Here is a 21,816-nt window from a genome sequence, read left to right on the forward strand (position 1 = left end):
CTCCCCCGCTCAGCCGCCGTCGGCCGGGCTCGGGCCGCGCTGGCAGCGCGGACACCAGAACGCCACCCGCTGCTGCGGCGCGGCCCCCTGCGGCGCGGTACGGACCTGGGCACCGCAGCGGCGGCAGGGCCGGCCCGCCCGACCGTAGACCCAGTGGCTGCGGTCCGGGCGCGGCTCACCGGTGGTGACGTGCCCAGGGCGCAACCGGTTGGCGTACAGCAGCCGGTGCGCCAGCGCCACCACCCGCTCGGGGGCGGGCAGCTCACCGAACGGCGTCCACGGGGTCACCCCCGCCATGAAGGACAGCTCGTTGGCGTACACGTTGCCGATCCCGGCCAGGTTGCGCTGGTCGAGCAGCGCCTCGCCGGTGGGCCGCTCGGGCCGGGCGGACAGCCGCCGCACCGCCTCCAGCACATCGCCCGCCGCCCAGTGCGGTCCGAGCAGGTCGGGGCCGAGGTGACCGACCGCCTCGGCCTCGTCGGCGGTGCGCAGCAGTTCCACCACCGGCAGGCGGTAGCCGACCGCGGTGCGGGTGGGGGTGCCGAGGACGGCGCGGATCTGGTGCGCGGGCCCGCCGCTCCAACGCTCGCCCGCGCGGTAGAGCTGCCAGCGGCCGTCCATCCGCAGGTGGGTGTGCAGGGTCAGGCCGCCCTCCAGGCGGGTCAGCAGGTGTTTGCCACGCGGCACCACCTCCCGCACCCGGCGGCCCGTCAGGTCGGCGGTGGCATGGGCCGGAACCCGCAGCTCGGCGATGGTCAGCCGCTGCTCGGCCAGGGCCTGGTGCAGTTGCGCGGCGGTCCGGAAGACGGTGTCACCCTCGGGCATGTCCCCAGCATGCACCGCGCCCGGGCGCCGCACGAACAGCCAACGGCCTCGTCACCGAGGAGGCCTTCGGCCCGGTCGCCGCGCTCTACCGGGCCGACAGCCTGAAGCACACCGTGCGGCTGGACCACCGACGCGGTCCCGGTACGGGTGGTGCAGGAGCGAGGGGAGGTCAGGCGGCTGCCCGACCCTCCGTCAGTCCTCTCCCAGAATCGCGTACAGCTCGGTGTCGTCGTCGGGTTCCATCTCCTCGACCGCGAGGTGCTTCAGCGCCTCGTTCCAGTTGCCAGCCTCACCCGCGGTGGTGCCATCGTGTTCCATGCTGCCTCCTCGGCTCACTGATCTTGACGGATCATGAGCCCAGCGTTACCCAAGGCGGTCGCGGACAAACGGGAGCCGACTCGAGTTCGCCCGAACAGCGTTACCAGCGGCGCCCGGTGGCGTCAGGTCAGCTCACACCCGGGGACTGATCAGCGAGAACCGCCCGCCCTGCGGATCACGCAGCCGCGCCACCCGCCCATAGGGGGTGTCCAGCACCTCGCCCAGCACATCGGCGCCGAGCCGGTCGGCCAGGTCCACCTTCTGATCGGTGTCGGCGACCGAGAAGTAGACGTTCCAGGTCGGCCGGGCCTCGGGGTCGGTGGCCACCGCGAGCGCCGCCACACTGCGCCCCTCGGTGCGCAGCACCACCCGGTCGTGCTCCCAGCGGACCTCCAGGTCCTTCGGTTCGCGGTTGTCCCAGGCGAAGACCTCGCCGTAGAAGAGGGCGGCGGCGAACGCGTCCTTGGTGCGCAGCTCGATCCAGACCGGGGCGCCGGGGATCGCGCTGAGCACCGGACCCGAGTCCATCGGACCCTCCCAGATGCCGAACGGCGCACCCGCCGGGTCGGAGGCGATCGCCAGCCGGCCGGCGTCGAAGCCCAGCGGGCCCACCGCCACCGTGCCGCCGCGCGCCCGGACCCGCTCGGCGATCGCGTCGGCGTCCTCGGTACCGAAGTAGCTGGTCCAGGCGACCGGCAGCTGGAGATCGACCGAGGAGCCGAGCCCGGCCACCGCCACGCCGTCGACCATCGCGCGCTTGTACGGGCCCCAGCGGTGCGGGCCGGTGCTGAAGGACCAGCCGAGCAGGGCGCCGTAGAACTCGGTCGCGGCGTCCAGGTCGGCGGCCATCAGGCTGACCCAGCTCGGCACCGCCGGCACGCAGCGCACCGCCGCGCCGCCCGCCACGCCGCTCGCGTGCACCCCGTCGGCCGCTGCCTCGGTCATCGCTGCGCCTCCTCGTTGCCCGGCCGTACTGGGCCCCGGCCGGTCTGGATTCGACCGTACCCGCACCACGGTCCCCTCGCACGGACCCCGCCCGTGCGGGCGCAGTCAGGCGGCAGCTGAACGCAACGGACCGGTGGATGCTACGGGCGGGTCATCCGCAGCACGTCGAGTGCCTCGTCGAGCTGGGCCTCGGTCAGCAGGTCGCGCTCCAGGTAGCCGCGTTCGAGCACCACCTGACGGATCGTCTTGGCCTCCGCCAGCGCCTGCTTGGCGACCTTGGCGGCCTCCTCGTAACCGAGGTAGCGGTTGAGCGGGGTGACCACGGAGGGCGAGGACTCGGCGTACTCGCGGGCCCGCTCGACGTTGGCGGTGATGCCGGCCACCGTCCGGTCGGCCAGCAGCCGGGCGGCGTTCGCCAGCAGCCGGACGGACTCCAGCAGGTTGCGGGCGATCACCGGGAGCATCACGTTCAGCTCGAAGTTGCCGCTGGCGCCGGCCATCGCCACGGTGGCGTCGTTGCCCACCACCTGGGCGGCGACCATCGCCACCACCTCGGGGATCACCGGGTTGACCTTGCCCGGCATGATCGAGGAGCCCGGTTGCAGGTCGGGCAGGTTGATCTCGCCGAGCCCGGTGCGCGGCCCCGAGGACATCCAGCGCAGGTCGTTGACGATCTTGGTGAAGCCGACCGCGACGGTGCGCAGCTGGCCGCTCAGCTCGACCAGCGCGTCCCGGGCGCCCTGCGCCTCGAAGTGGTTGCGGGCCTCGGTCAGCGGCAGGCCGGTGGCCCGGGCCAGCTCGGCGATCACGGCGGCGGAGAAGCCGGGCGGGGTGTTGATGCCGGTACCCACCGCGGTGCCGCCCAGCGGCAGCTCGGCGACCCGGGGCAGGGTGGCGCGCAACCGCTCCTGGCCGTAGCGGACCTGGGCCGCGTAGCCGCCGAACTCCTGGCCGAGGGTGACGGGGGTGGCGTCCATCAGGTGGGTGCGGCCGGCCTTGACCACGGTGGCGAAGGCGGCTGCCTTGGCCTCCAGCGCGGCTGCCAGCTGATCGAGGGCGGGCAGCAGGTCCTCGGTCACGGCGGCGGTCGCGGCGATGTGGATCGAGGAGGGGAAGACGTCGTTGGAGGACTGGCTCGCGTTCACCTGGTCGTTGGGGTGGACCGGACGGCCCAGCCGCTCACCGGCCAAGGTGGCGAGCACCTCGTTGGTGTTCATGTTGGAAGAGGTGCCCGAACCGGTCTGGAAGACGTCCACCGGGAACTCCCCGTCCCAGCGGCCCTCGGCCACCTCGGCGGCGGCCTGCCGGATCGCCTCGGCCACCGCGGGCTCGAGGATGCCCAGCTCCGCGTTGACCTTGGCGGCGGCGGCCTTGATCCGGGCCAGCGCGGCGATGTGGGCGCGGCCCAGCCCCTGGCCGGAGACCGGGAAGTTCTCCACCGCGCGCTGGGTCTGCGCCTGCCACTTGGCGGCGGCGGGGACCTTCACCTCGCCCATCGAGTCGTGCTCGATCCGGTACTCGCCGCTCTGCTGTGCGCTCATCGCGCTGCCACCTCCATCGGGCACCACCGTCAGGTTCCACGGTGCACAGCTCTCCCGGGCGCCCCGCTATTTCCGCTCGGCCACGCGATTCACTCCTCCGGCGGGATTCACGCCTGCGCGCCGGGCCTCAGCCGGCGGCTTCCTCACGCCTGCGGGGGACGCGGCTCGCCACGGTAGGTGCCGAAGTACCAGTGGTTGCCCTCGGGGTCCCGGGCCGAGAAGTCGCGCGAGCCGTAGTCGGTGGTGTGCGGCGGGCTGACGATCTCGGCGCCCGCGGCCTTGGCCCGGTCGTGCAGCGCGTCGGGCCGGTCGGTCACCACGTAGCAGGCGAACGAGCCGGGCTGCGGCTGCCACGCGCCGCCGGGGTTGCGGCGGGCCGACCCCAGCATCAGGCCGCCGCCGAGCGGCCAGGCGAGCTGGGCGTGCTCGACGAACTCGCCCTCCTCCCCGTAGACCACGACCTCCTCGAACCCGAAGGCCGCCACCAGGAAGCGGATCAGTGCGCGGGCATCGTCGGCCCGCAGCGAGGGCCAGACCTGCGGCGCCGGGGCGCCGGGGGTGGGCGGTGCGACCCCCTCGTGCTGCTCGGCAGCGGTGGCGGCGGTGTTGGCGGTGTTGGCGGTGTTGGCGGGAGTGTTCACGGCGGCGTCCTCGGTGGCGTTCTCGGGAGTGTTCTCGGTACTGGTCCCGGTGCCGGCCCGGGTGCTGGCCCGGCTGCCGTGCCCGGCGGTGGCACCCATCGGGTCGGCGGCGGTGCGGCGATCGCCCCGGACGACGACCACCGGACACGCGGCGTGTTGGACGCAGTGCTGCCCCACCGAGCCGAGCAGCACTCCGGTGAAGCCGCCGACCCCCCGGTGCCCGACCACCAGCAGCGACACCTCCTGGTGGGCTGCGGCGCGCAGCAGGACCTGGGCCGCGGTCCCCTCCTCGGCGCGGGTCCGGATCTCGACCGCGGGTGCCTCCCCGGCCACCTTGGCCACGGTCTCGGTCAGCACCCGGACGGCGAACGCGCCCAGCTTCGCCTCCTCCCCCGCCGACGCGCCGCCCTGCCCGCAGAACGGCGGCTCCCAGGCCATGACCGCCTCCACGACCGCGTCGGCCTGCCGGGCGTACCGCAGCGCCCAGCGCAGCGCGCGCCTGGACTGCTCGGAGCCGTCCACCCCCACGACGATCCTGGCCTTGGCCACCTGTCGTTGCGCCATCGTCTTTTCCCTTTCAGGTTGCGGGAGCCAGGTCGCGGGAGCGCGAGCAGCGCGGTCCGTGCCGCGACACGGTCCGTGCCGCGGGTCGGCCCGGCGGCCGGTCAGGGCCGGATGCTGCGGCCGCTGATCCGCTCGGGGTCCACCCGGATCCACACCTCCCGGGTGCCGCCGGCCCAGGGTTCCGGACCGGGGCCGGTACTCCGGCCGCCGATCTCATCGGAGTCGAAGAGCTGCTCCGCCGTGCCGGTCACCAGCACGCTCCAACCCGTACTCGTCGACTCGTCCAGATGGTCGACCTCGAAGGCGATCCGGCGCCCCGGCGCGCGGGACGGCGCGCTGCCGGCCGCCGTGCGGTAGAGCAGGGCACCGTCCCGGACCCGGTAGTTCACCGGCAGCACGACCGGCCCCTCCCGGGTCGCGTACGCCAGCCGGCCGACGCCGTGGTCGGAGAGCCGGGCCCAGCAGTCGGCCGGGTCGAGATCCTCCAGGTGCGGCCGGTCGCCGGGCTCGGCGCGGCCCGGCGGCCGCTCCAGGCCGCCGCCGAGCAGTTCGGCCTCGGAGGTGTCCAGCGCGCCCGCGAGCCGCAGCAGGGTGCCGGGGTCGAGCACGGCGGGGCGGGTCTCCAGGTACTCCAGGTAGCTGGCGGCCATACCGGCCCGTTCGGCGGCCTCCTCACGGCTGAGGCCGAGCTCCTCCCGGCGCAGCGCCACCCGGCGGCCCACGTCGCCCGGGTCGGTCAGCGGCGCGACCGGTGGCGGCCCGGGGCGGTGCGGCGCCGGAGCGGGCGACGGTGCGCCGCCGGGCCCGGCCCCCGGCAGTTCGGCGTCCACCCATAGGTCGACGGTGCGCGCGTCGTGCTCGGCACCGTGCGGCACCGCGCGCCGGGCCGCCTCGATCGCGGCGCTCCTTGACATCCCCTCCCGCGTCATGAACCCGACGGCACGCTTGGCCAGCTCGGCCAGCTCCTCGCCCATGACCTGCTCAGTACCGGCGGATCGACCGGGCGTGTTGTGCGACATGGTCCCTCCTGCTGCCTGGCTACCTGTACCTGGCGCCACTGTCCGGGCGGCGGGATCACTCCCGCCCTGTCAGGATCCCTCACCGGGCGCCACCGGGCACGGGATGCCGAGCCGCTCGGCCACCGCGGGTCAGGTCGGCTGCCCGTCGGCGGGCCGCTGCTCCTGCCGGAGGATCTCGAGCACGACCTTGCCCTCCACCGTCTCCTCGGCCACCAGCAGCCCGGCCAGCCGGTCCAGCGCGGGGCGGTGGGCGTGCAGCAGGGCGGCGGCCCGGTCGGCGGCCTCCCGCAGCAGCCGGGCGACCTCCTCGTCCACCCGGCGCTGGGTCTGCTCGGCATACGGCCGGCCGAACAGCTCTTCGGGGCCCTCGCCGAGGTGGTGCGGCACCTGGGAGGCGTAGCCGACCGGTCCCAGCTCGGCGGACAGGCCGAACTCGCGCACCATCCGGGTGGCGATCTGGGTGGCGCCGGCCAGGTCGTCGGCGGCGCCGGTCGACCCCTCGCCGAACACCAGGAGTTCGGCGGCGCGGCCGCCGAGCCGGACGGTGAGCAGGTCGGTCAGGTAGCCCTCGCTGTACAGGTGGCGTTCGGCCTCGGGGAGTTGCTCGGTGACACCGAGGGTCAGGCCGGAGGGCAGGATGGTGACCTTGGCGACCGGGTCCGCGTGCTCGCACAGCGCCGCGACCAGGGCGTGCCCGGACTCGTGGACGGCGACCGCGCGGCGCTCGTCGGGCAGCAGGGCGTTGGAGGACTCGCGTCGCCCGAGCAGCACCCGGTCGCGCGCGGTGTCCAGGTCCTTGGCGGTGATGGTGATGCGGTCGGCGCGCACGGCGTTGATCGCCGCCTCGTTGACCAGGTTGGCCAGGTCGGCGCCGGAGAAGCCGGGGGTGCCGCGGGCGACGATGTCCAGATCGACGTCGGGCGCCAGGCTCTTGCCACGGACGTGGACCACCAGGATCGCCGCCCGTTCGACCTGGTTGGGCAGCGGCACCGTGACCTGCCGGTCGAAGCGGCCGGGGCGCAGCAGGGCCGGGTCGAGCGCCTCGGGCCGGTTGGTGGCGGCCAGTACGACGATTCCGGTGGTCTGGTCGAAGCCGTCCATCTCGGCGAGCAGTTGGTTCAGGGTCTGCTCGCGCTCGTCGTTGCCGCCGAGCCGGTTGCCGCCGCGCCGGGCGCCGACGGCGTCGATCTCGTCGATGAAGATGATCGACGGCGCCCGCTTGCGCGCCTCGTCGAACAGGTCGCGGACCCGGGAGGCGCCGACGCCGACGAACATCTCGACGAACGCGGAGCCGGTGACCGAGAGGAACGGCACCTCCGCCTCGCCGGCCACCGCGCGGGCGAGCAGCGTCTTGCCGGTGCCGGGCGGCCCCACCATGATCACCCCGCGCGGCCCCTTGGCGCCCACCGCCAGGTAGCGTCCGGGGTTGCGCAGGTAGTCGACGATCTCGCTGACCTCCTGCTTGACGCCCTGGTAGCCCGCGACGTCGTCGAAGCCGGTGCTGGGCCGCTCCGCCTCGATGATCTTCGCGCGCGAGCGGCCGATCGAACTCAGGCCGCCGGTCAGCGACTTGGCGGCCCGGCGGCCGGACCAGACGAAGAAGCCGACGATCAGGATCAGCGGGAGGAAGAGGAAGAGCACCGACAGGAAGGACGTGCCGCTGCTGCTCTGGGTGCCCGTGACCTGCACGTGCTCGGTCTGCAGCTGCTGGGTGAGCTGGCTGGTGTCCAGCGCGGTCGGCAGCTGGCTGGTGAACTTCTTGCCGTCCTTGAGGCTCCCACTGACCGCTCCCTTGTCGTTGACGCTGACCGACTGCACCTGGCCGGTGGTCACCTCGCTGACGAAGTCGGTGTAGGAGTACGAGGTGCTGGGGGTGCCGCTGGTGGAGCGGGAGAAGACGAGCAGCAGCACCGTGATGGCCGCGGCCAGCGGCAGCAGCCACCGGGTCCAGCTGGGCGGCGACCCGACCGGGGGTGGTTTCGGCGGCTCACGCGGCGGCCCGGGCGGCGGACCCGGCGGTGGCCCGGGGTCGGTCTTGCCCGCCGGGTGCCGATGCGGCAGGCGCACTCGGGTGATCACCGCGACGACCTCCTTCCGCCACCCCTTGCTCGGCGCCGACTACACGGCACGACGGTAGAACCAGACCCCCAGCGGCGCGAAGACCGCCACGAGCCCCGCGTCCCAGGCCAGCGCCTGCCAGACCGCGGTGGTGGCCGGGCCGCCGAGGACCAGGATGCGCACCGCCTCGGCGGTCTTGGAGACGGGCTGGTGGTCGGCGAAGCCCTGCAGCCAGCCGGGCATGGTGGCGACCGGGACGAACGCGGCGGAGGCGAAGACCAGCGGCGCGAGCACCGGGAAGGCCGCCGCCTGCGCGGTCTCCGGATCGCCGACCGCCATGCCCACCGCGGCGAAGATCCACGACATCGCGAAGCCGAAGGCCAGCACCAGCAGGATGCCGCCCAGGAACGAGAGGACACCCGCGTGGATCCGGAAGCCCAGCGCGAAGCCGACGGCGGTCATCAGCGACACCACGAAGACATTGCGGGCCAGGTCGGCGGTGGTCCGGCCGACCAACACCGCCGAGCGGGCCATCGGCAGCGAGCGGAACCGCTCCATCAGGCCGGTCTGCATGTCGGTGGCCAGGCCGATCGCGGTGTTCATGGCACCGAAGACGGCGGTCTGGACGAAGATCCCCGGGATCAGGAAGTCGACGTACGAGACCCCGTGCAGCGCGGGCTCGACCACGCCGCCGAAGACGTAGCGGAACATCAGGACGAAGACCAGCGGCTGGATGGTGGAGAAGACCAGCAGCCGCGGCACCCGGCGCAGTGCGATGAGGTTGCGCCAGGCCACCGCGAGCCCGTCGCGCACCGCCGTGCTGATCCGGCCGGCGATCCCGCCGAGGTGGCGCGGGTACGGCGGGCTGACGGCGGTCACGGCGCACCGTCCCGCGTCATCGGGTCGGCGGGCCGGTCAGCGGCCGGGGTGGACAGGTCGCTCGGGGCGGCGCCGTCGACCGGCCCGGTGCGGTCGCCCTCCACGCGGTGGCCGGTCAGGGCCAGGAAGACGTCGTCGAGGCTGGACTCGCGCACCGCGACGGTGCGTGGCACCAGCCCGTTCCCGTCCAGCAGGTTCAGGATCTCGAGCAGCCGCCGCGAGCCGTCCCGCGAGCTGATCCTGAGCAGCGGGCCCACCCGCTCCGGTGGCCGGCCCAGGCGCGTGGTGAGGAGGTCCGCCGCTCGCGACGCCCGCTCCTGCTCGCCCATCGCCAGCTCGATCACGGTGTTCCCGAGCCGGGCTTTGAGGACGGCAGGCGTGTCGTCGGCGATGATCCGTCCGCCGCTCACCACCACGACCCGCTCGGCCAGCCGGTCCGCCTCCTCCAGGTACTGGGTGGTGAGCAGCACGGTCGTGCCGTCGGCCACCAGCTCGCGGATCAGCTCCCACAGCGCGTTGCGGCTCTGCGGGTCCAGGCCGGTGGTCGGCTCGTCGAGGAAGAGCACCGGCGGCTGCGGCACCAGCGCCGCCGCGACGTCCAGCCGTCGCCGCATGCCGCCCGAGTAGGTCCGCACCGGGCGATCGCCGGCCCCGGCGAGGTCGAAGCGGTCCAGCAGGTCCGCCGCCCGGGGGCGGAGCCGGGCGCGGGGCAGGTGGGTCAGCCGGCCGATCAGCCGCAGGTTCTCCCGTCCGGTGAGGTTGGGGTCGACCGCCGCGTACTGGCCAGCCAGTCCGATCAGCTGCCGCACCACCGGCGCCTCGCGGACCACGTCGTGCCCGAGCACTTCGGCCCGGCCGCCGCTGGGCCGCAGGATCGTGGTCAGGATCCGGATCGCGGTGGTCTTGCCCGCGCCGTTGGGACCGAGCAGTCCGAAGACGGTCCCGGGCCGCACCTCGAAGTCCACCCGGTCGAGCGCGGCCAGCGATCCGAAGCTCTTGCTGAGGCCGACGACACTGATCGCTGCCTGCCCCATGCGCTGCCCCTCACTGCCGTGACGGTGCGGACGACGTGCTCCTTCGAGGATCGCGGTCTCGTTCGCCTACTTCCTCCCATCGTGCTGCGCAAGCCGGGCTCCCGCGAGACGGGCGTCCCGGCCCGGGGGCCGCAGGCTCGGGGGTCACTACCCGCAGCGGGTCACTGGAGGATGTTGACCGCCCGGGCCACCACCAGGACCACGGTGAGCAGCGAGACCGCGCTCTGCAGCAGCATCAGCAGCTTGGCCCAGAGCGAGAGCGGCATGGTGTCGGTCGGGCTGAAGGCGGTGGCGTTGGTGTAGGCCACATAGAGGTAGTCCAGGAAGCCGGGCTCCCAGTCGGCGGGGGCCAGGCCCTGCTGCTGCATCTGCGGGAAGAGGAAGTCGGGGTACTCGGCGGTGCCCCGGGCGCGGGCGACCGGGCCGCCGCGGTCCCACTCCCAGTACCAGAGGGCGAAGGCGATCACATTGGTGGCCCAGACCGCGCCGCCGGTGCCGAGCAGCGCCAGCGCGCCGGTGCCACCGCCGCCGTGCACCAGGTCGCGGACCAGTTTGACCGCCGACCAGCCGTTGGTCAGGCTGATCGCCGCCACCAGCGCGAGGCTGAGCACGCGCAGCACCCGAGTGCTGCGGTCCATGCGGCGGTGCGGGTTCATCGCGACGATCGCGACCAGCAGGCCGACTTCGAGGGCGGGCATCATCCAGCGCGGGTGGATGACGAGCCGGTCGGGCAGGAAGAGCTGCAGGCCGACCGCGATCAGGATCACCACGGTCACCGCCCAGCGCTGCTCCGCCTCGGTCTCGGTGAGCCAGACGGGCTTCGGACGGGTCGGCGGTGCCACGGCCGCGGCGCCGCCGGCCTGGCCGGGACCGGCGCCGCCGACCAGCAGTGCCTCGATCCGGTCGAGGCGGGTGTGCAGTTGTTCGGCCGGCTCGTGCGGGGTGTCGCCGGGGGAATGCTCGGTGCTCATGGCGGACATTGTGCTCGGTCCGGCGCGGGCGGCCGCCGGCAGGAGGCCCGATCGGAAGGTCAGCGCAGCAGCTGGTCCAGGAACGGGTTGCCGAACACCCGGGCCGGGTCGTACCGGTTGAGGGTGGCGACCGCCGTGTCCCAGCCCGGGCCGCCGCCGGCCCGGTAGCTGTCGGGGATGACGCGGCCCAGCACGTCGGGGTCGGCCCAGGTGGCGTCGGCGGTGTAGGCCCAGCCCTTGGACCACTCGGCGCGCAGCGCCGCGCGGGTGCCGTCGAAGGTGGCGAGCAGCAGCTGTTCGAGGTCGCGGCCGAACTGGTGCAGGCCGGGGGTGCCGGGCAGGGTGAGCACGTCGAACCAGACGGCGGTGTCCCACTCGGGGTGGTCGGGGCGGGCCCGGATGGCGGAGAGCAGCGGGGGCTGGGCGCCGGGGACGCCGCAGGTGGCCGGGTCCTCCAGGCCGGTGACGCGGATCTCGACGGCACCGTTGACCGGGAACTGGCCGCGCTCCTGGTACTGCGTCAGCAGCTGCTGGTAGCCGCTGGTGACCTGGTTGACCACCCACTGGACGTCCGCTCTGCGGCACAGCACGGCGTAGCCGTTGGCGGTCATCCGCAGCGTGGTGGGCCGCACGTAGTGGAGCAGGGTGCGCGAGGGGCCCCAGAGGTCGGAGTGCAGGCCGCCGGCCAGCAGGTGGGTGACCACGTCGAGGCTGAGCAGGTCCTCCAGCAGGGTGCCGGAGAGCAGCACGTCGGTGAGATCGCCGGTCAGGCCCAGCGCGGCGATCAGGTACTGGAGTTGGCCGAAGGTGGGGGCCAGTGCCCAGGAGCCGCTGACCAGTTCGCCGACCAGGGTGGCGACCGGGGTCGGGATGTTGTCCGAGAAGGGGTAGTTGTAGGGCTGGCTGACGGCGCGGGAGCCGAACGGCTGCTCGGGCGTGACGGTCCAGGACTTGAGCCAGGGGAACTGGGTGAAGGCGAACCAGATGGCCTCCACCCGCCCGCTCTGCTCCAGGAAGTCGGCCAGGCCCTGGCCGCCGGTCGCACCGGGCGCCGCGAACAGCCGGGTGGCGGGGATGTCGATCCGGCTGAGGCAGCGCAGGTTCTGGTCGACGCCGGCCCGCAGCACGGCCTCGGTGACGAAGGAGCGGCCGAGGTGGACCAGGAAGGCGGCGGCGTCCGGGTCGCTGCGGTCGAAGGTGCGCAGCGCGTACCGGCCGGCGCTCTCGTCCCAGACGACGGCGGTCAGTTCGGTGACCAGGTTGCTGATCGAACCGTAGCCGTGGCCGGCCGGGGCCGCCTCGCCGGCGGCGGGGACGGCGGTGCCGTGGCCGCCGATGGCGAGCACGCCGCCGAGCGTCACGTCGCCCGGCGCGGGGCAGTGGGTGACGCCGAGGCCGCGCCCTTCCAGGTGGGTGAGCAGGGACTCCAGGTCGGCGCCAGCCTGGGCCCGCACGGCGGGCGCGTCGGTGGTGCCGGCGGGGCTGATCGCGGTCAGGTGGGTGGTGGTGTCGACCAGCAGTACGGCGGTGCTCGCCACCGTGCCGTCGGCGACGGTGAGCGGGGCCCAGGTGTGCCGGTAGCCCTGGGCGCGCAGCCGCCAGCCTTGCGCGTGCGCCCAGTTGGCGAGGGTGACCACGTCGTCGGGGGTGTGCGGGGTGCAGGTCCAGAGCTGGTCGGTGTGGATCTCGCCGGCCCAGTTCTCGTACGCCTGCCGGTAGAGCTCGATGCCGGCCGGGAAGGCGGGCGGCGCCGGTACGTCGTCGGTGATCGCGGCCCGCAGGCCGCCTGCCGGAGCGGGGCTCGTCCCGGCGGCCTCGGCGCTGTCCGGGGTGAGGACGCCACGCAGCAGCCAGGCCGCGCCGCCGAGCGCGGCGGAGCCGGCGAGCAACCGTCGACGGGTCAGGCCGGCATCGGTGGCAGCCGATTGCCGCTCTGCTGACGGGGTGTCACGGTTGAGCGGGTCGATGGCCATGGGGCCCTCCCTGGCGGTCCGGTCGGTCCAGTCGGTCTTGCGAGCAGGGCCGACCTTAGGAGAAGCGGATCGCGGGCGTCCGGCAGTTGATGATCAACCATCAGTTCGAGTGAACCCATCGACGAGCGGGAACTTTTCACCGCAGGGCCGCTCGGTTCGGGGCGGCTGAGTGCAGCTCCGTTCGGCGAGACCGGCGTTGGCCGCGATCCGGGACGCCAGCTCCGGCCAGAGCGCACGCGGCATCTCGTGCCCCACCCCGGGGACCAGCCACAGCTCGGCGCCCGGCACGGCGGCGGCGGTGGCCCGCCCGCCGCTCGGGTCGACCAGCACGTCGGCCTCGCCGTGCACCACCAGCGTCGGCACGGCGACCCGGCGCAGACCCTCGGTGCGGTCCGGCGAGTTGCGCACCGCGAACAGCTGGCGCAGCGAGCCGTCCGGGCGGTAGGCGCGGTCGTAGCTCTCGCCGAGCCGGGCGAGCAGTTCGTCCAGGTCCACCGGATGGTCCGGCGAGCCGACCAGCCGGTGGAAGTGCACACCGTTCTCGATCACCTGGGCGCGGGTCGCGGCGGGCCGGGCCACCAGGGCGGCGGCCACGTCGGGACGGGACTCGCCGCTCACGCCGTCGCCGGGCCGGGCCAGCAGGGAGCAGAGGCTGAGCACTCGTTCCGGGTGGTCGATGGCCAGCTGCTGGACGATCATCCCGCCCATCGAGATGCCGGCCAGGTGCGCCGCCGGCACCTCGAGCGCGTCCAGCAGGGCCACCGCGTCATCGGCGAGGTCGGCGATCCGGTAGGCGGTGGCCCGGGGCAGCAGGGCGGTGGTCAGACCGCTGTCACGGTTGTCGAAGCGGATCACCCGGTAGCCGGCGGCGACCAGCAGCTCGCAGAACTCCGGCCGCCAGCTGGTGAGTTGTGAGCCGAGTCCGGCGACCAGCAGGATCACCGGCTGCTCCGGCGCGCCCGACTCCTGGTACTCGACCATCAAGCCGCCCGCGCGTATCCGTGCCATCCGCGACCTCCGCTGCCCGTCCGCCGACCCTGTCCCCCGATGCCGGCGCATCGGGGCCTCACGCTAGGGGGAAGCTCCCTTCCGGAACAACAGGTCGGCGCGGCGGGATCAACCCGGCCGGGCGCCGCGGCCCGGGCGCGTCAGCCCACCGCCTCCGGCGTCAACCCGGGTGCCGTGGGCAGCGCGATCTCGAAGCAGCAGCCGCCGCTCACGTTGCGCACCGAGGCCCGGCCCGCGTGTGCCTCCACGATGCCGCGCACGATCGCGAGGCCGAGCCCGGCCCCGGTGTCCCCGTGGTGCTGGACCGCCCCGCCGCCCGCCGCCGCGCCGCGCACCGGACGCGGGGTGCGGGCGCTGCCGCCGCGCCAGCCGGTCTCGAAGACCCGGGCCAGGTCCGCCTCCGGTATCCCGCCGCAGCCGTCGGTGACCGAGAGCACCACCTCGCCCGCCTGCTGCCGGGCGGCCACCGCCACCACGCCGTCGGCGGGCGTCGAGCGGATCGCGTTGACCAGCAGGTTGCCGAGCACCCGGGTGATCTCCCGGCCGTCCACCCGCACCGGGGCGGGCGCGATCCCGTCCCCGCGCAGCCGCACACCGCGCTCGCGGGCCAGCGGATCGGCTGCCGCTATCGCGTCGCCGACCAGGTCGTAGACGGAGACCCTGGCCAGCGTGAGGCTGAGCGCGCCGGCCTGGATCCGGGAGAGTTCGAAGAGGTCGTCCACCATGCCGGTCAGCCGGTCCACCTCGGTGCCGATCAGCGCGTGGTAGCGCGCCGGGTCCTCGGCGACGCCGTCCTCCAGCGCCTCGGCCATCGCGCGCAGGCCCGCCAGCGGGGTGCGCAGATCGTGCGAGATCCAGGCGATCAACTCGCGCCGGGAGGACTCCAGGGCCTGCTCGCGCTCCCGCGACCGGGCCAACCGCGCGCTGGTGGCGGCCAGTTCCGCGCTCAGCTCGGCCAGTTCCGCGCCCAGCGGGCGGCTCGGCGCGGTGAATCCGTCCGCGCTGCCGACGGTGCGCGCGGCCAGCGTCAGGGCCCGGCTGCCGGCCACCACCTGCCGGCCGAGCACGGCGGCGGTGGCCAGCGAGACCAGCGCGGCCATGCAGGTCACGGTGATCATCACGCCGAGGTCGTGGTGGGAGAGGAACATCGCCTGGGCGACCGCGACGGTGCCCACCGTCATCGCGAGCACGGTGACCACGGCGACCGCGAAGAGCGAGAGCGCCACCGAGCGCCGGCGCAGCAGCCGCACGGCCGGCCAGCCGAACAGCCCCACCACGGCCGCACCCAGCGCGGCGAGCAGCGTGATCAGCAGCAGGTCCTTCACGCCGCCCCGCCGTTCGCCGTCACCGCCGCGGAGGCGGCCGCCACCGGGTCGAACCGGTAGCCGACGCCCCAGACCGTGCTGACCAGCTTCGGTGCCGCCGGGTCGTCCTCGACCTTCTCCCGCAGCCGCCGCACGTGCACCGTGACGGTGGACAGGTCGCCGAAGTCCCAGCCCCACACCTGGCGCATCAGCTCCTCCCGCCCGAACGCCTGCCCCGGGTGCTGGGCGAAGAACATCAGCAGGTCGAACTCGCGCTGGGTCAAGGTGAGTTCACGCTCACCCCGGAATGCCCGGCGGGCCTGCCGGTCCAGCCGCAGATCGCCCACCAGAACCAGCCCGGAGCCGGCCCCCGGCACCGGGGCGGTGTGCCGGCGCAGCACCGCCTGGATCCGCAGCACCAGCTCGCGCGGGCTGAACGGCTTGGTGACGTAGTCGTCCGCCCCCAGCTCCAGCCCCAGGATCCGCTCGGCCTCCTCGCCCTTCGCGGTCAGCATTACCACCGCGGGTCCGCCGCCGCCCGCCCGCAGCCGGCGGCAGACCTCCAGGCCGTCCAGCTCCGGCAGCATCAGGTCGAGCACCACCAGATCGGGCCGCCCCCGCGCGGCCCGCTCCAGCGCGGCCCGGCCGTCGGCGGCCCGGTCGACCAGGTAGCCGGCCCGCAGCAGGTAGCCGGCGACCACCTCGGCGACGGTCGGGTCGTCGTCGACCACCAGGATCCGGGCGGGCGGGGAAGTGTCTGTCACGCCTTCGAGGATAGGGACCCGGACCGGTCGGCTCGGCCCGGGTGCGGGCGCCGTAGCACTTCCGTAAGGCGGCCCGGCACCGCTTCACCCGCTGCTCCGGCCCGGCGCGCGGGGCGGTGCGGGATGCGTCACGGTGGAGAAAAGGACGGCCGCACCCGTGCCGGTGCGCGCCGATCCCCCCGCCACGCCCCCACCGCAGCCCACGGAGGCCACCATGACCGACCACACCTACCGGGTGACCGAGATCGTCGGCTCCTCGCCCGACGGCACCGACGCCGCGATCCGCAACGCACTGGCCCGCGCGTCGCAGACCCTGCGCAACATCGACTGGTTCGAGGTCACCCAGGTGCGCGGACATGTCGAGGACGGGCGGATCGGCCACTTCCAGGTGGCCGTCAAGGTCGGGTTCCGGCTGGAGGACCCCTCGTCCTGAGTCCGCCGGAACAGCACCCGGACAGCACGGTGCCGGTGAGCGCCCGACGCGCTCACCGGCACCGTGCTGTTCCGGCTGCCGCCACTCAGTGGTGCACCGTCGGCCGCAGCATCTGCTTGAAGGCCGGCACGTGCCAGCGGCCCGCGATCTCCTCCTCGGGCTGCTGGTCGCCGCTGTGGCGCTGCTGCCAGTACGGGTTGTCGTGCGGCAGGTGGCCGCTGACTCTGCCGTACATGCCGAAGGTGGCGATCACGAACCCGAAGACGAAGCTGAAGATCACGTTCGCCAGCCGGAAGGCGAGGTGGTTCCAGGTGCTGTCGAGCGCGATCAGGCCGACGAACCCGGCCAGTACGAAGATCGTCCCGACGATCATGTTGAGCCAGGAGGCGAAGTTGCCGCCGACCACGGCGCCGAGCATCAGCACCGCGCCGAAGACGATGGACAGCACGCCGAGCGAGCCGTTGCTGGAGAGCCCGGCCAGGTTCTTGCCGTGGGTCGAGAGGTAGCCGGGGTGGGAGGCCACGCCGAAGCAGCCCCAGATCAGCAGCAGCAGACCGCCGAGACCGGCGCCGTAGCGGTAGACCTGGGCCAGACGGTGATCGACCGGAAGCTCGTTCTTGAGTTTCATGACAACCTCCACGGGTCGGCGGAGCCGGCGCGAGGGCGCGATCAGCACCTTGGATCCACGCTACGCCCGGGTCCACCCGCCTCGCCCGCCCAGCGGTTCACGCCCGACCGCAGCCCAGCCCGTCACAGAGTGTCACGATCCGCACGCGGAATGGCACGCCGTGCGCTGAGGCCTGCGGTGACACGAGGGCGACGCGGCGGCGACCCGAAGGCGACCGGCGGCCACGCGCCGACCGGCGGCATCCCCGGCGCCGCCGGTCAGCGGTACTCCTCGTCGTCGACCGGGACCTGCCGGGTCTGCTCGAAGGCGTCGGCCACATCGGTGGCGGCGTCCAGCGGCAGCTCACGGCGCGGGGCGAGCTGCTCATCCGCGCCGGACTCCAGGTCCTCCGGGTCCAGCAGGTCCTCCGGGTCCAGCGCGTCGACGGCGAATTCAGCGGCGTTGTCGGTCATGACCTCACCCCTCACGGCTCCGGGGCCCCGACGGCCCCTGCTGTCCCCAACACTTACCCGACGGGCGGCGGCTCACTCGGCAGCCCCGCCCACGAGTCGGCGTGTTGCGGACGCACCGACCGGCCCGGCGGCCGGTTCCGGGTGCTGCCCGTCAGGTCCAGGCGGTGTCGCGACGGCGCCGCGCGGCGGCCCGCGCCTGGGCGCGCTGGTCGGTGGACTGGGTGCTGGAGGACGGCTGGGTGGCCATCGGCGGTTCCTTCCCTGGTACGGCGGGGCGAGCCCGCGCAGACCGGCCAGGCTGGTGCCCTCCCCTGTGCGGCACCAACCCGGCCGGGCTCGGTTGCCCTGAGCCTGCCGGAGGCTGCTCACGGGCGGGTAACATCCCGATAATGGACCATCAACAAGGGCCCGCAGACGCCGTTTCCACCATCCCCAACTCAGTCACCCCGGCCTCGGCCGGGCCGGTCGGCACCGGCTCCCACCTGCGGTTCGGCCTGCTCGGGCCGCTGATGGTCCAGGACCCGGCGGGCACCGCGCTGCCGGTCAGCTCGCCCAAGTGCCGCGCCCTGCTGGCGATGCTGCTGCTGGAGCCGAACCGGGTGGTCTCCCGGGACCGGCTGACCGCCGCGCTGTGGGGCGAGCACCCGCCGGCCACCGCGCCGACGTCGCTCAACAACCACGTGGTCCAGCTGCGCCGGCTGCTCGACCGCGGCGGCCGGGGCCGGCTGCGCACCGTGCCGCCCGGCTACCTGCTCCAGGTCGAGGACCAGGAGCTGGACAGCCGCCTGTTCACGGCCCAGCTGGACGCCGCCCGCACCGCCCGCCGGCAGCAGGACTGGCAGGACGTCAGCCGGCAGGCCGGCGCGGCGCTGGCGCTGTGGCGCGGCACCCCGCTGTCCGACCTGCCGACCCTGGCCGAGGAGGCGCTGCCGCACGTGCAGCGGCTGCACGAGCTGCGGCTGCAGGGCCTGGAGTGGTTCGTGGACGCCGAGCTGGAGCTGTGCCGACCGCACGGGGTGATCCCGGAGCTGACCCGGCTGACCACCGAGTACCCGCTGCGCGAGTGCTTCCACCGCCAGCTGATGCTGGCCCTGCACCGCACCGACCAGCGGGCCGAGGCGCTGGCCGTGCACCGGCGGCTGCGCCGCCTGCTGGTCGAGGAGCTGGGGATCGAGCCGGGGCCCAGCGTGCGGGCCGCGCACCAGGAGATCCTGCGGGCCGAGGCCGCGGCCGGCCCGCCGATGGTGCCGCCGCAGCGCACCCCGGAGTCCACCCGGCCGGCACCGGCCGACGCGCCGGCGGTGGTGGCCGGGGCCGGGCTGCCCCGGGACGTGGCGGGCTTCACCGGGCGCTGCGAGGAACTGGAGCGCCTGCTCGCCGCCTGCCGCGCCGACAGTACGGACGGGCAGGTGGTCGGCATCCACGCGGTGGACGGGATGCCCGGAGTCGGCAAGAGCGCGCTGGCGATCCACGCCGCCCACCGGCTGGCCGCCGACTTCCCGGACGGTCAGATCTTCCTGCCGCTGCACGCCCACACCCCCGGCACCCCCGCCGTGGAGCCCGCCGACGCGCTCACCGCGCTGCTGCTCACCATCGGGGTCTCCCCCCAGCAGATCCCGCCGGACCTGGACGCCCGGGCCAACCTGTGGCGCAGCCGGCTGGCCGGGCGGCGGATGCTGCTGCTGCTGGACGACGCCCGCAGCAGCGAGCAGGTCCGCCCGCTGATGCCCGGCACTCCCGGCAGCCTGGTGCTGGTGACCAGCCGCCGCCGGCTGCCCGCGCTCGGCGACGCGCTGCCGGTCACCCTCGGGGTGCTGCCGCCGCACGAGGCGGCCGCGCTCTTCACCGCCACCGCGGGCCGGCCCGACCTGGCCCCGGACCAGGAGGCGGTGATCGAGGTGGTGCGGCTCTGCGGCTACCTGCCGCTGGCGATCCATCTGACCGCCGCGCGGCTGCGGCACCGGCGGGCCTGGTCGGTGGCCGACCTGGTGCCGGACCTGGCGGCGGCGGCGGGCCGACTGGGCGCGCTGCGCGCCGAGGACGTCTCGGTGGCCGCCGCCTTCGACCTCTCCTACCGGGACCTGACGCCCGCCCAGCGCCGGCTCTTCCGCCGGCTCGGCCTCTTCCCCGGCGACGACTTCGACGCGCGGGCCGCCGCCGCCCTCGACGACAGCGACCTGCCCACCGCGCGCCGCCTGCTGGAGGAGCTGGAGGACCACCACCTGGTCGACGAGCCGGTGCGCGGCCGGTACCGGATGCACGACCTGATCCGCGAGCACGCCCGCGCGCTGAGCACCGAGGACGACCCGACGGCCCGGTACGCCGCGGTGGCCCGGCTGCTGGACTCCTACCTGGCACTCGCCCTCGAGGCCGGCCGGCACCTGGCGATGCGCTGCCCGGGACGAACGGGCACCGGCGAGCTGCCCACCGAGGAGGCGGCCCGGTCCTGGCTGCGGGCGGAGCGCGGCAACCTGCGGGCCGCCGTGGAGTACGCGGCGGGCCACGGGCACCCCCGGCACGCGGTGCAGCTGCCGTCCGCGCTGCACGACTCGCTGCGCACCCAGGGCCACTGGAACCAGGCCCAGGCGCTGCACCGGATCGCGCTGGAGACCGCGCGGCTGACCTGCGACTGGCGCGGCCTGGCCGAGGCCCTCACCCACCTGGGCACCTTCCAGCGGCTGACCGGCGAGCACGAGGCGGGCGCCGACCACCTGCGCCAGGCGCTGGACCTGTTCCGCTCGCTGGACGACTCGAGCGGCCAGACCGCCGTGCTGATCCAGCTCGGCGCGCTGGAGCGCACCTTCGGCGACAACAGCCGGTCCCGGGAGTACTTCGCCCGGGCGCTGACCCTGGCCCGGGGCGCGCAGGACCTGCCGGGCGAGGCGGAGACGCTCAGCCAGCTGGCCATCCTGGGCCGGATCACCGGCGAGCACGCCGAGGCCACCACGAACGCGGTGCGGGCGCTGGCACTCTTCCGGGAGCTGGGCAACCGCACCGGCCAGACCGCCGCGCTCAGCGAGCTGAGCCTGATCCAGCAGCTGACCGGTGACCTGGCCGGCTCCGAGGTCAGCCTCTGCCAGGCGCTGGAGCTGTGCCGGGCGCGCGACGACCGGCCGAGCGAGGCGTACGCGCTGGCCAGCCTGGGCTCACTGCAGCAGCTGACCGGGCGCTACCAGGAGGCCGAGCTGACCCACCAGCAGGCGCTGACCCTCTACCAGCGCCTGGGCAACCGGATCGGGCACGCCAACGCGCTGATGGCGCTGGGCGCGGTGCGGCTGGTCACCGGCCAGTACGAGGCCGCCGAGCGGGACCTGGGACGGGCCGGTCTGATGTACCGCGAGCTGGACGAGGCGCGCGGGCGGATGAACACCCTCGCCTACCTGGGCGTGCTGCAGCAGGCGACCGGGCGGCACCAGGAGGCGGTGGCGAGCCTGCGCCGGGCGCTGGGGCTCTACCGGGAGCAGGGTGACCGGGTCGCCGAGTCCCGGGTGCTCGCCTACCTGGGCGACGCGCTGGTCTCCACCGGCGAGTACGCGGGCGCCGCCGACCACCTCGGGCAGGCGCTGACGCTCTGCCAGGAGCGCGGCGACCAGGTCGGCGAGGCGGAGGTGCACAACCTGCTGGGCCGCCTGCTGACCTTGACCGGCGACCCTGCCGGGGCGCACACCGAGTTCGCCGCCGCGCTGAACAGCGCGCTGGCCGCCGGCTCCCCGCTGGAGGAGGTCCGGGCGCTGGCCGGGCTGGGCGCCGGCGATCTGCGGGCCGGGCGCGGCTGCGAGGGTCAGGGGCGGCTGCGCCAGGCCCTGACCCTGGCCCGCCGGCTGGGCGTCCCGGAGGCGCTGCGGATCGAGGCGCTGCTGGGGACGCTGTCGGCGGGCGTCGCGGCAGCCGGCTGACCGGGCGGCGCAGCCGGGCTTGCGGCGCACCGGTCGGCTGGCAGGCTGGAGGCGTGGCGGATCCGGAGGAGAGCGCGGTGGGCGGCGCGGTGCAGTACACCCACTGGTCGGTGCGAGTGGTGGCCTTCGTGATCGACATGCTGGCCTGCTGGGCGCCGAACATCATCGCGGGGGCGATCGAGCCGGACAGCACCGGGCTGCAGCTGGTCATGCTGGTGCCCTCGGTGCTGCTGCTGGCGTACAACCGCTGGTACCTGACCGGGCGCACCGGGCAGAGCTGGGGCAAGCAGCTGATGGCGATCCACCTGGTGCGGCTGGACGGGGTGGAGCCGGTCGGCGTGCTGCCGGCGTTCCTGCGTGATCTGGGGCACCTGCTGGACACGCTGGCCTGCCTGCTGGGCTGGTTCTGGCCGCTGTGGGACCACCGGAAGCAGACCTTCGCGGACAAGCTGGCCGCCACCGCCGTGCTGGGCGGCGACTGAGACCGGTCGGGGCGCGGCGACCGAGCCGTCCAGGGCGGCCGGTGGGCGAACTCCAGGCGAACACCAGGTGGTGCCCGGCCC

At 74.4% G+C, this 21,816-nt stretch carries 19 protein-coding genes; 3 read left to right on the plus strand and 16 right to left on the minus strand.

The genetic code is table 11. The annotated features are described in order from the left end of the window. Positions 1 to 9: 9 nt before the first annotated feature. The 14 genes from OG403_RS03415 to OG403_RS03480 all read right to left on the minus strand — a co-directional run bounded on the left by OG403_RS03415 (position 10) and on the right by OG403_RS03480 (position 15,844). Positions 10 to 825, minus strand: coding sequence for a DNA-formamidopyrimidine glycosylase family protein (locus OG403_RS03415; RefSeq protein ID WP_329561288.1), 816 nt, complete (start codon positions 823 to 825; stop codon positions 10 to 12). Positions 826 to 1,017: 192 nt separating this feature from the next. Beyond that, a complete protein-coding gene (locus OG403_RS03420; protein WP_329561290.1) occupies positions 1,018 to 1,143 on the minus strand; it encodes a hypothetical protein in 126 nt (41 codons plus the stop codon). Positions 1,144 to 1,275: 132 nt separating this feature from the next. Continuing rightward, positions 1,276 to 2,088, minus strand: a complete 813-nt coding sequence (locus OG403_RS03425) for a VOC family protein (protein WP_329561292.1) — start codon at positions 2,086 to 2,088, stop codon at positions 1,276 to 1,278. A gap of 140 nt (positions 2,089 to 2,228) precedes the next feature. Beyond that, positions 2,229 to 3,629 carry a class II fumarate hydratase gene (locus OG403_RS03430; RefSeq protein ID WP_329561294.1) on the minus strand — a complete coding sequence of 467 codons (1,401 nt, stop codon included), beginning with the start codon at positions 3,627 to 3,629 and terminating at the stop codon, positions 2,229 to 2,231. A 143-nt stretch (positions 3,630 to 3,772) separates the two neighbouring features. Then, positions 3,773 to 4,834 carry a universal stress protein gene (locus OG403_RS03435; RefSeq protein WP_329561296.1) on the minus strand — a complete coding sequence of 354 codons (1,062 nt, stop codon included), beginning with the start codon at positions 4,832 to 4,834 and terminating at the stop codon, positions 3,773 to 3,775. A 101-nt stretch (positions 4,835 to 4,935) separates the two neighbouring features. After that, complete coding sequence (locus OG403_RS03440; protein WP_329561298.1) at positions 4,936 to 5,853, minus strand: helix-turn-helix domain-containing protein; 918 nt, start codon at positions 5,851 to 5,853, stop codon at positions 4,936 to 4,938. Between the two features lie 129 nt (positions 5,854 to 5,982). Next, a complete protein-coding gene (gene ftsH / locus OG403_RS03445; RefSeq protein WP_329561300.1) occupies positions 5,983 to 7,932 on the minus strand; it encodes an ATP-dependent zinc metalloprotease FtsH in 1,950 nt (649 codons plus the stop codon). Between the two features lie 39 nt (positions 7,933 to 7,971). Continuing rightward, on the minus strand, positions 7,972 to 8,790 hold the full coding sequence (locus tag OG403_RS03450) for an ABC transporter permease (RefSeq protein ID WP_329561302.1): 819 nt from the start codon (positions 8,788 to 8,790) through the stop codon (positions 7,972 to 7,974). Next, positions 8,787 to 9,824, minus strand: a complete 1,038-nt coding sequence (locus OG403_RS03455; RefSeq protein WP_329561304.1) for an ATP-binding cassette domain-containing protein — start codon at positions 9,822 to 9,824, stop codon at positions 8,787 to 8,789. The genes OG403_RS03450 and OG403_RS03455 overlap by 4 nt, the downstream gene beginning before the upstream one ends. 161 nt (positions 9,825 to 9,985) lie before the next feature. Further along, complete coding sequence (locus tag OG403_RS03460) at positions 9,986 to 10,795, minus strand: hypothetical protein (protein ID WP_329561305.1); 810 nt, start codon at positions 10,793 to 10,795, stop codon at positions 9,986 to 9,988. Between the two features lie 59 nt (positions 10,796 to 10,854). Next, positions 10,855 to 12,768, minus strand: coding sequence for a cholesterol oxidase substrate-binding domain-containing protein (locus OG403_RS03465; RefSeq protein WP_329561307.1), 1,914 nt, complete (start codon positions 12,766 to 12,768; stop codon positions 10,855 to 10,857). Between the two features lie 93 nt (positions 12,769 to 12,861). Further along, on the minus strand, positions 12,862 to 13,776 hold the full coding sequence (locus OG403_RS03470) for an alpha/beta fold hydrolase (protein WP_329561308.1): 915 nt from the start codon (positions 13,774 to 13,776) through the stop codon (positions 12,862 to 12,864). A 140-nt stretch (positions 13,777 to 13,916) separates the two neighbouring features. Beyond that, a complete protein-coding gene (locus OG403_RS03475; protein WP_329561310.1) occupies positions 13,917 to 15,101 on the minus strand; it encodes a sensor histidine kinase in 1,185 nt (394 codons plus the stop codon). Beyond that, entirely contained in the window at positions 15,098 to 15,844 is a 747-nt protein-coding gene (locus OG403_RS03480; RefSeq protein ID WP_329561311.1) for a response regulator transcription factor, read from the minus strand. The genes OG403_RS03475 and OG403_RS03480 overlap by 4 nt, the downstream gene beginning before the upstream one ends. Before the next feature lie 214 nt (positions 15,845 to 16,058). Here OG403_RS03480 and OG403_RS03485 point away from each other — a divergent pair, with 214 nt between their 5' ends. Beyond that, on the plus strand, positions 16,059 to 16,277 hold the full coding sequence (locus OG403_RS03485; protein WP_329561312.1) for a dodecin: 219 nt from the start codon (positions 16,059 to 16,061) through the stop codon (positions 16,275 to 16,277). An 85-nt stretch (positions 16,278 to 16,362) separates the two neighbouring features. Here the strand turns inward: OG403_RS03485 and OG403_RS03490 are convergent, their stop codons facing one another. Continuing rightward, positions 16,363 to 16,905, minus strand: coding sequence for a DUF4383 domain-containing protein (locus tag OG403_RS03490; RefSeq protein ID WP_329561313.1), 543 nt, complete (start codon positions 16,903 to 16,905; stop codon positions 16,363 to 16,365). Positions 16,906 to 17,162: 257 nt separating this feature from the next. Beyond that, a complete protein-coding gene (locus OG403_RS03495; protein WP_329561314.1) occupies positions 17,163 to 17,357 on the minus strand; it encodes a hypothetical protein in 195 nt (64 codons plus the stop codon). A gap of 389 nt (positions 17,358 to 17,746) precedes the next feature. On the opposite strand from OG403_RS03495, the gene OG403_RS03500 reads away from it, so the two are divergent. Together OG403_RS03500 and OG403_RS03505 are read left to right on the plus strand one after the other, a co-directional pair. Next, positions 17,747 to 21,253: an AfsR/SARP family transcriptional regulator gene (locus OG403_RS03500; protein WP_329561315.1), complete on the plus strand. Its 3,507-nt coding sequence runs from the start codon at positions 17,747 to 17,749 to the stop codon at positions 21,251 to 21,253. Between the two features lie 53 nt (positions 21,254 to 21,306). Further along, positions 21,307 to 21,735, plus strand: a complete 429-nt coding sequence (locus tag OG403_RS03505) for an RDD family protein (protein WP_329561316.1) — start codon at positions 21,307 to 21,309, stop codon at positions 21,733 to 21,735. Positions 21,736 to 21,816: the final 81 nt, after the last annotated feature.

Origin of the sequence: Kitasatospora sp. NBC_01266 (assembly GCF_036242395.1) — a bacterium.
GTDB lineage: Bacteria > Actinomycetota > Actinomycetes > Streptomycetales > Streptomycetaceae > Kitasatospora.

Coding starts and splice junctions, on each gene's coding strand:
- OG403_RS03420 (WP_329561290.1), bottom strand. CDS start 1,143: ATGGAACACGATGGCACCACCGCGGGTGAGGCTGGCAACTGGAACGAG.
- OG403_RS03495 (WP_329561314.1), bottom strand. CDS start 17,357: ATGACCGACAACGCCGCTGAATTCGCCGTCGACGCGCTGGACCCGGAG.
- OG403_RS03485 (WP_329561312.1), top strand. CDS start 16,059: ATGACCGACCACACCTACCGGGTGACCGAGATCGTCGGCTCCTCGCCC.
- OG403_RS03465 (WP_329561307.1), bottom strand. CDS start 12,768: ATGGCCATCGACCCGCTCAACCGTGACACCCCGTCAGCAGAGCGGCAA.
- OG403_RS03430 (WP_329561294.1), bottom strand. CDS start 3,629: ATGAGCGCACAGCAGAGCGGCGAGTACCGGATCGAGCACGACTCGATG.
- OG403_RS03435 (WP_329561296.1), bottom strand. CDS start 4,834: ATGGCGCAACGACAGGTGGCCAAGGCCAGGATCGTCGTGGGGGTGGAC.
- OG403_RS03455 (WP_329561304.1), bottom strand. CDS start 9,824: ATGGGGCAGGCAGCGATCAGTGTCGTCGGCCTCAGCAAGAGCTTCGGA.
- OG403_RS03425 (WP_329561292.1), bottom strand. CDS start 2,088: ATGACCGAGGCAGCGGCCGACGGGGTGCACGCGAGCGGCGTGGCGGGC.
- OG403_RS03415 (WP_329561288.1), bottom strand. CDS start 825: ATGCCCGAGGGTGACACCGTCTTCCGGACCGCCGCGCAACTGCACCAG.
- OG403_RS03500 (WP_329561315.1), top strand. CDS start 17,747: ATGGACCATCAACAAGGGCCCGCAGACGCCGTTTCCACCATCCCCAAC.
- OG403_RS03440 (WP_329561298.1), bottom strand. CDS start 5,853: ATGTCGCACAACACGCCCGGTCGATCCGCCGGTACTGAGCAGGTCATG.
- OG403_RS03470 (WP_329561308.1), bottom strand. CDS start 13,776: ATGGCACGGATACGCGCGGGCGGCTTGATGGTCGAGTACCAGGAGTCG.
- OG403_RS03460 (WP_329561305.1), bottom strand. CDS start 10,795: ATGAGCACCGAGCATTCCCCCGGCGACACCCCGCACGAGCCGGCCGAA.
- OG403_RS03490 (WP_329561313.1), bottom strand. CDS start 16,905: ATGAAACTCAAGAACGAGCTTCCGGTCGATCACCGTCTGGCCCAGGTC.